Raw genomic sequence first — 7,127 nt, 5'->3', positions numbered from 1 at the left:
GCCCTGGCGATTAGCGCCCGGGAGCTCAATCAGGAGATCAACCGTCGCCTGCATCAACGCGATAGCTGGCTTGTGGACTTCAACCGGCTGTTTTAACCCATACCTGCGGAGATCCATTGCTGCAATTGACTTCTGTCGTCGTTCGCAGTTGGCCCCTTTCTCCCGTGCTCCACTCCCGCGAAGCTATTGGCATCGAGATCGGATGTGTGATGAGCAAGCCCAACCAGCCCCGTGGCCGTTACCGCTTCCAGGGTGGCCAGCCCCTAGATCCCAACGCCGGCGTTCATCCAGAGATGGCTACCGGTCAAGACGCGACACCGGTGGGCAGAGGTATCCCCAACACCCCCCAGGAACTGATGGCCATGCAGGAGAACAAGCCCGAGCGCCCGGAGAAGTCGGAGCGGCAGCCGAGTGCCAAGGCCAAGCAAGTGTTGGATCTGATCAAGACGCTGGCCACCACTGCAGCCGAGGATCAGGAAATTGCCCTAACTCTGGTGCGGCGGCTGGAGAGCTTCCACGACGATGTGGTGGCGGAGATGAAAGATGACGCCGAGGCCAAACACAGTCTGGTTGCAGCGTGGGCTTTTGATGCAGATCGACTCATGCACTGCCGAATTTTTCTTGAAAACGTCGATCTGGAGTGATCGGCATCATGCGCCTCCAGGGGCAAGGAACTGCCTCTGGAGGCGTTAGCGGTGGCTAACGCGTAGGCACTGCCACTGCTGCAGCAGAGCGATCACTGCTTGGCCGATAGCGTTAGAGAGGCGAACTGAAGATGCTGTGACTGTCCAGCTGACTTATTGGTGCCACAGCTGCGGTGGTCTTGATCATGGCTGTTCTTCTGGCAGTGGTGCTTTGGACCAGTGCTCTGGAAGGGGATGTTGATCTATCCCCCTTCTATGCGGTCGGCGCTTTCGTGGCTTCCACGATACGACCGCCGATTGATGAATAAGTTGCTAATTATGGCACAACGAGCACGAAATTGGTGGAAGCTCCCCCATTCAAGCCAGATCTATGCATCTGGTGAATAGAATCGGACGATCTGGCCTCGTTGGGCATGAAAGTCATTGGGCGATATGTGCTGGTGGAGGATCTTGCATAAGGCAATCTGAGCAATCCTCACGCCGTCGTTCGCGCAAGCCTGCCTTCTCTGTGATCAGGTCTTGCCAGGCTGGGTTCAAATAAAACCACTGCAGACCATTGTCAGTAGCACAAACCCCGCTCCTCTCTGCGTTTTGCACCCAGTTGCAAAGCTCTCCTGTTGAGGCCGCAGAATCGACCGAACTGTTAGAGCTGTATCACCTCAATCCAGTCTTCCACCAGTCGCTTGCTGCACCGGATCGCTGGCGGTTGCTTTTTGGCCTGGCGACGATCTTGATGGATTACTCAGACGGACTGGATCTTGAGGCTCACTTTTTGCCCTTACCCGGCAATTTACCGGCGCTGAGCTTCTGGCAGATTTGTGAAGCACTCGTCTGCATTGACTTTTCGCTTGACGGGGTTGGTTGGGCCGAAGAGCTGCAATCGCCACGCCCGCTTGCGATCGCCCAGCTGGAAGCATGTGACGCCACACTCAGCGCCTCAGAAACCATGGATCGACTCGATCAGTTGCTCTCAGAAGCTCTGCTTTTCATTGATGGCTGTGACGACCATCCCCTCAGCCCTGCCGTCTACACCGGTTGCCGCCAAGGGTTGCTGTGGCGTGTGTGGACTGGACTCCAGGCCCGCCTAACTGGCTATGCAAGAACTGCATAAAAACTGAATGAAGTCGTCATTCGCACCAGAGAAGCTGCGCCAACCATTCTGATCGACGATGCTGAAAGGGTCTTGAGCACCACAGAAAACCAACTTCATGTCCGACCGCCTGATCACCCCGTCCCAGCTCGCTTTGTTCAGCCGCAGTCCGGTGATCGGTGCTTGGTGGGAGGAGGTGCACGCCACCACACCGGATCGGGCGCCAAGGCCAGCCACCAATGCGTTGGAGCAACTGTTGTTTGATGCGGGCCTTGAGCATGAAAAAATTTTGATCGCTCAGCTCAAGCTCGATGGCAAAACCATTGCTGAGCTCAGAGGCAAGCAGGAGCAGGAGGACTACGACGCCACGCTTGCTGCGATGCGCGAAGGTGCCGATTACATCTGGCAGGCCTCACTGCACAACGACGAGATGCGAGGTTCTGCCGACCTGCTGGAGCGGATCGAGCGGCCTTCCAGGCTTGGCGCGTGGAGCTACATCCCGATTGAGTGCAAGCTCTCCAGCCACCCCAAGCCGATCTACCTCGTTCAGGCCTGCGCCTATTGCGAGCTCTTGGAGCCGATCTTGGGCCACCGTCCCGAGGATTTCAAGCTCTACCTCGGTGGCGCCCGCTTTGAACCTTACGCATCAGTTCAGTTCTGGAGCTGGTATGAGCAGCTACGTCAGCGCTACCGCGACTTCCGGGCAACCTTCGATCCCAACCAGGGACCGGAGGATGCACCCGGTGATCATGGCCTGTGGGAACCGTTCATCAAGCAGCGTCTGGAAGGAAAGCGAGACCTGATCCTGGTGGCCGGCATGCGCCAGAGCCAGCGCCGCAAGCTCCATGCCGCCGGAATCACCTCCATCGACGCACTCGCAGCCTCCCTGGATGATCAACTCGTCACGGGGATGGATCCAGCCGTGCTGCAGCGACTGCGCGATCAGGCCCGTATTCAGCTCGAAAGCGAGCAGCGCAGCGACGGCCGTCCCGCCCACCAGGTGCGACCGCTGGATCAGCAAAGCCGCGGGCTAAAGATGCTGCCGGCAGCCGATGCCGGCGACATCTGGTTCGACATGGAGGGCTTCCCCGATCCGGTGAGCGGCAAGAAGCTGGAGTATCTCTTTGGTGCCTGCTACCGCGATGGTCAGGGCGAGCTGCGGTTCAAGCCCTGGTGGGCCCACAGCCCGGCCGAGGAGAAGGGGGCCTTTGACGACTTCGTGAAGTGGGTGGAGGAGCGCCGTCAGCGCTATCCCAATTTGCACGTCTATCACTACGCCAGCTACGAGAAGACCGCCCTCGGCAACCTGGCCTCTCGCCACCAAATCCACCAAGCCCTGATCGATCAGTGGCTGCGGGAGGAGCTGCTGGTGGACCTCTATCCGATCGTGCGCAACGGCCTGCTGGTAGGCGCACCGAGCTACTCGATCAAAAAGGTGGAGCGCCTCTATGGCGACGCCCGCACCGAGGAGGTGGAGAACGCTGCTGATTCGGTGGTGCAGTACGCCGAATGGCGCAAATCTCGCCAGCCACTGGTGCCTGGCAAGGCCCCCGGCCAGAGCCCATTGTTGCAGGATCTCCAGGATTACAACGAGAAGGACTGCCGGGTCACCGAGGGACTGCACCAGTTCCTGCTCAACTTGCCTGAGAGGCAGCAGATCCAGTTCCGTGCCAACAAGTGGGGCACAGCAGCCAAGGAAGTGGAGGAGGAGAAGCAGACCAGCGCCTACCAAAAAGATCTTGAGCTGGCGGCGTTCGAGCTGCTGGCTGAGCTTGGCGATCAAGCGCCAACAGCGAAGACGAAAACCAAAAAACAACAGGTCGTGGATGTCGATGCCGACGCCATCGGCCCGCGAGGCCTCAGCCGCCGGCTGCAGCGCTTGCTGGGCCAGCTGATCGACTTCTATGAGCGGGAAGGAAGGGTCGAATGGTGGGAGTTCTTCCACCGGTTGCAGATGACGACGGAGGAGCGGGAGGACGACAGCGAAGTGATCGCTGCTGCCCAGCTGGAAACGGTGGAGCGGATCAGGAGTTCCTTTGGCTTCCGCTACCGCTTCGATGCAAGCCAGCCGCTCAAACTGGCCGCCCGCGAGGGACGCAACCCTCGCTTTGCGTTGGTGCCGCTGCTGCTCGATGGCACGCGCCTGCTGCCCCTAGATCACCTGTTGTTGGCCGATGGCAAGGCATGGAGCGCTGAGGGTCTACTTGAGGAGAACCAGCCCGATCAAGTAACCATGAAAGCCACTGGTGATCATTTGGCAAAGGCGGTGAACCTGAGAGGCGAGAAGCTGCCGCAGGCCGCCGATCTTGTGCCTCTGCCTAAGCTGATGTACCGGAGCATGCTCAAGGATCTGGTGCGTCAGGCCCAGGGCTGGGTGGGCGAGCACCAGGCCCTGCCACCGGCGCTGCTGCATCTCCTGGAGCGCCGCACGATCCCGGAACTCGAACCGCTGAATCAGCGCATCCGCCAGTCGCCGAGCACAACTGCTGCGGAACTGACGGCCTTCCTGACGGAGGCCGATGGCCTGGGGCTATGCCTCCAGGGGCCACCTGGAACCGGCAAGACCACCGTCACCGGCGAGGTGATCGCCCAGCTGGTGCAAGCCGGCCAGCGGGTGGCGGTGAGCTCCAACGGCAATGAGGCAATCAACAACGTGTTGCGCAAGGTGCAGGGGTGTCTAGATGAACACGGCAGCAATGCCTTGGTGGTGAAGGCCTCAAGTAGCACCAGCCATCAAGCCGATGTGAAATCACTGTCCGGTTCCCACGCCCAGGCCCTCAAGGAGGCCAACCTGCCGGACGCCCCCGCCGTGCTTGGCGGCACGGTGTTCACCCTGGTGAAGGAGGCGTATGACGGGGCACCCTTTGATCTGCTGGTTCTTGACGAAGCCGGCCAGGTGTCGCTCAGCAACCTGCTCTATATGAGCAAGGTGGCGCGCAACATCCTGCTGGTCGGTGATCAGCAGCAGCTAAGCCAGCCCAATCGGGCTGATCACCCCGGCGAGAGCGGCTTGAGCTGCCTCGACTATGTAATGCAAGAGCACCCCGTGGTGCCGGCCGATCGGGGTGTGTTTCTGGCCACCAGCTGGCGTATGCCGCCACCGCTCACCGAAGTGGTGTCAGAGCTCTTTTATGAGGGCCAACTGCAAGCTGCCTCCTGCAACTCAGCCAACCAGGTGCACTGGGATGGCCCAAAGCAGGGGCTCGTGTTTGAGGCGGTGCCCCACAGCGGCAACAGCACGCTCAGCGAAGAAGAGGTGGAATACATTGCTGCTTTAGTGGAACGGCTGCATGGCCGGCCCTACCAGCGTGCCCGGCTCGTTGACGGCGAGATGACTACTGAGAGCGGGGTACTGGGCCAGAAGGAGATCCTGATCACCGCTCCCTACAACATGCAGGTGAACAGACTGCAGAAGCGCATCGGCCAGAAGGCGCGAATTGGCACCGTCGACAAATTTCAAGGGCAAGAAGCCCCCGTTGCGATTCATTCTCTTACCGCTAGCGATGGCGATAGTGCTCCCCGTGGGATTGACTTTTTGCTCGACCCAAACCGCCTCAATGTGGCTATCAGTCGAGCCCAGTGCCTCTCGATAGTGGTGGGTTCTCCAGAGCTGGCTACTGGAATTAGTAACAGCATCGCCAATGTGCAACGTCTTAATCGGTTGTGCAGCGTGATTGCAAATGGTCAAGGCAAGGAGGGCTGATTAATGACGGATACGATTGGATTGTTTGTGCATTACCGTCCTGTAGTTCTCGCCTTGCCAAATGGGGGCTGCGGAGCAGTTGCCAATTTCCTTGGATTTAACAATCCAGAACGGCTGCAAGTAGCATTGGATGATGCGGGGTTACTATTTAGGCATCCGGATTTTGGCGATATCGCTACTCGCCTGCTTAGCATTGAACTAGCCGAATCCACGCTGGGTGGGGTGCTGCATCAATCGCTTATGCGCATCCAATCGCTTACGAAAAGACCCCAGATATTTCGCTGGAATCTGGAAGCCAGTATTTCAGTGGAGCCGGTTAGCCTGCGGCTTCAAATTAGCAATGAGGCGGAACTCTTGAGGTTTGACGTCAGGATGCGTTCTAAAGACGCCCTGTTCGCAGGTGCCCATTGTCCCCCTGCGTTGATCAGGAAGTTAAAGGAGCAGGGAAATCTTTGGTGGGTCTATGGCAAAGGTGAAGAGATGGATGGTCGTGAATACGACAGTATGGAGCCAGCTGAGCAGGCAGAGTGGGCTTTAATCATTGAACAGATGGGTCTTCCCTCTATTCAGCCTGCAGAACTAGTTAGGGCACTCGATGAGTTCGCGGACTGCGCTATTGATTTCCGGTACAGCGATCTGTTTCTTGAGTCAATGGCTAAATACTTATCGATGCCACTGGAGTATTTCGAGGCGTGGCAAGCCGAGGGTGATAGCGTAATTGTAGACGTAGGAGATGATAAAATACAAGGATTTTGTTGAGAATCAAGCTGCCAGAACGAATCCACCCGGTAACTGATCAACACAATCACTGATCAAAAATGACTAAACGCCTAACTGAGCTCAAAACCCTTCTAAATCGAGCAGCCCACGCTTACTACGTGCTTGACGATCCTCAGATGGAAGATGCGGTCTATGACCGCCTCTACCGTGAACTGCTGGAACTGGAGGAGCAATACCCCGAGCAAATCACGCCTGACAGCCCCAGCCAAAGGGTGGGTGGCTCCCCAAGCGATGGCTTCACATCAGTGGAGCACCGCATCTCGATGCTCAGCCTCGACAATGCCTTCAGCGACGAGGAGATCGAGCGCTGGCATCGCCGCCTGCTGCGGGAACTGGATCTGGAAGAAGGCACCGATCTGCCGATGGTGTGTGAGCTCAAGATCGATGGCAACGCCCTAGCACTCACCTACGAAAACGGCTTGCTGGTGCGAGCGGCCACCCGCGGTGATGGCAGCCGGGGCGAGGAGATCACCACCAACGTGCGCACGATCCAGTCGATTCCGCTGCGTCTACAGATGGAGGATCCGCCTGCCTGGGTGGAGGTGCGCGGAGAAGCATTTATTCCGGACGACACCTTTGCCCAAATCAATCAGGAGCGGCAGGCCAATGAGGAGCCGCTATTTGCCAACCCCCGCAATGCCTGCGCCGGTACCTTGCGCCAACTCGACCCCAAAGTCGTGGCTGGCCGCCGGCTCGACTTCTTTGGCTACACGCTGCACCTGCCGGATGATTACCCCATAGCCCAGACCCATCAGTGGGGCTGCCTGGAGTGGTTGCAGCAGGCCGGGTTCCGGGTAAACCCCAACGCCAGGCTTTGTGCAGATCTCCCCGCGGTGCAGGCTTTTACAGCGGAGTGGGAGCAGCAGCGCCATGGGCTCCTTTATGCCACCGATGGGGTGGTGGTGAAGCT

The 7,127-nt window shown here is 58.5% G+C and carries 4 protein-coding genes and 1 pseudogene; all 5 read left to right on the top strand.

The annotated features are described in order from the left end of the window. Positions 1–209: 209 nt before the first annotated feature. Positions 210–644 (top strand): hypothetical protein, encoded by a 435-nt coding sequence (locus tag KBZ15_RS15165; RefSeq protein WP_255016036.1) that lies wholly within the window; start codon positions 210–212, stop codon positions 642–644. Positions 645–1,245: 601 nt separating this feature from the next. After that, entirely contained in the window at positions 1,246–1,755 is a 510-nt protein-coding gene (locus KBZ15_RS15160; protein WP_255016035.1) for a hypothetical protein, read from the top strand. Positions 1,756–1,852: 97 nt separating this feature from the next. After that, on the top strand, positions 1,853–5,437 hold the full coding sequence (locus KBZ15_RS15155) for a TM0106 family RecB-like putative nuclease (RefSeq protein WP_255016034.1): 3,585 nt from the start codon (positions 1,853–1,855) through the stop codon (positions 5,435–5,437). A 3-nt stretch (positions 5,438–5,440) separates the two neighbouring features. Then, on the top strand, positions 5,441–6,196 hold the full coding sequence (locus tag KBZ15_RS15150) for a hypothetical protein (protein ID WP_255016033.1): 756 nt from the start codon (positions 5,441–5,443) through the stop codon (positions 6,194–6,196). A 59-nt stretch (positions 6,197–6,255) separates the two neighbouring features. Continuing rightward, positions 6,256–7,127, top strand: a pseudogene (locus KBZ15_RS15145) (NAD-dependent DNA ligase LigA); the annotation flags it as partial.

This window comes from Cyanobium sp. BA20m-p-22, assembly GCF_024346275.1.
Classification (GTDB): domain Bacteria; phylum Cyanobacteriota; class Cyanobacteriia; order PCC-6307; family Cyanobiaceae; genus Cyanobium_A.
The sequence above is the reverse complement of the archived record's forward strand: the minus strand, read 5'-3'. Positions and strand labels throughout refer to the sequence as shown.

Excerpts from the sequence above, each read along its gene's own strand:
- KBZ15_RS15165 (WP_255016036.1), top strand. The coding sequence starts at position 210 with ATGAGCAAGCCCAACCAGCCCCGTGGCCGTTACCGCTTCCAGGGTGGC.
- KBZ15_RS15155 (WP_255016034.1), top strand. The coding sequence starts at position 1,853 with ATGTCCGACCGCCTGATCACCCCGTCCCAGCTCGCTTTGTTCAGCCGC.
- KBZ15_RS15150 (WP_255016033.1), top strand. The coding sequence starts at position 5,441 with ATGACGGATACGATTGGATTGTTTGTGCATTACCGTCCTGTAGTTCTC.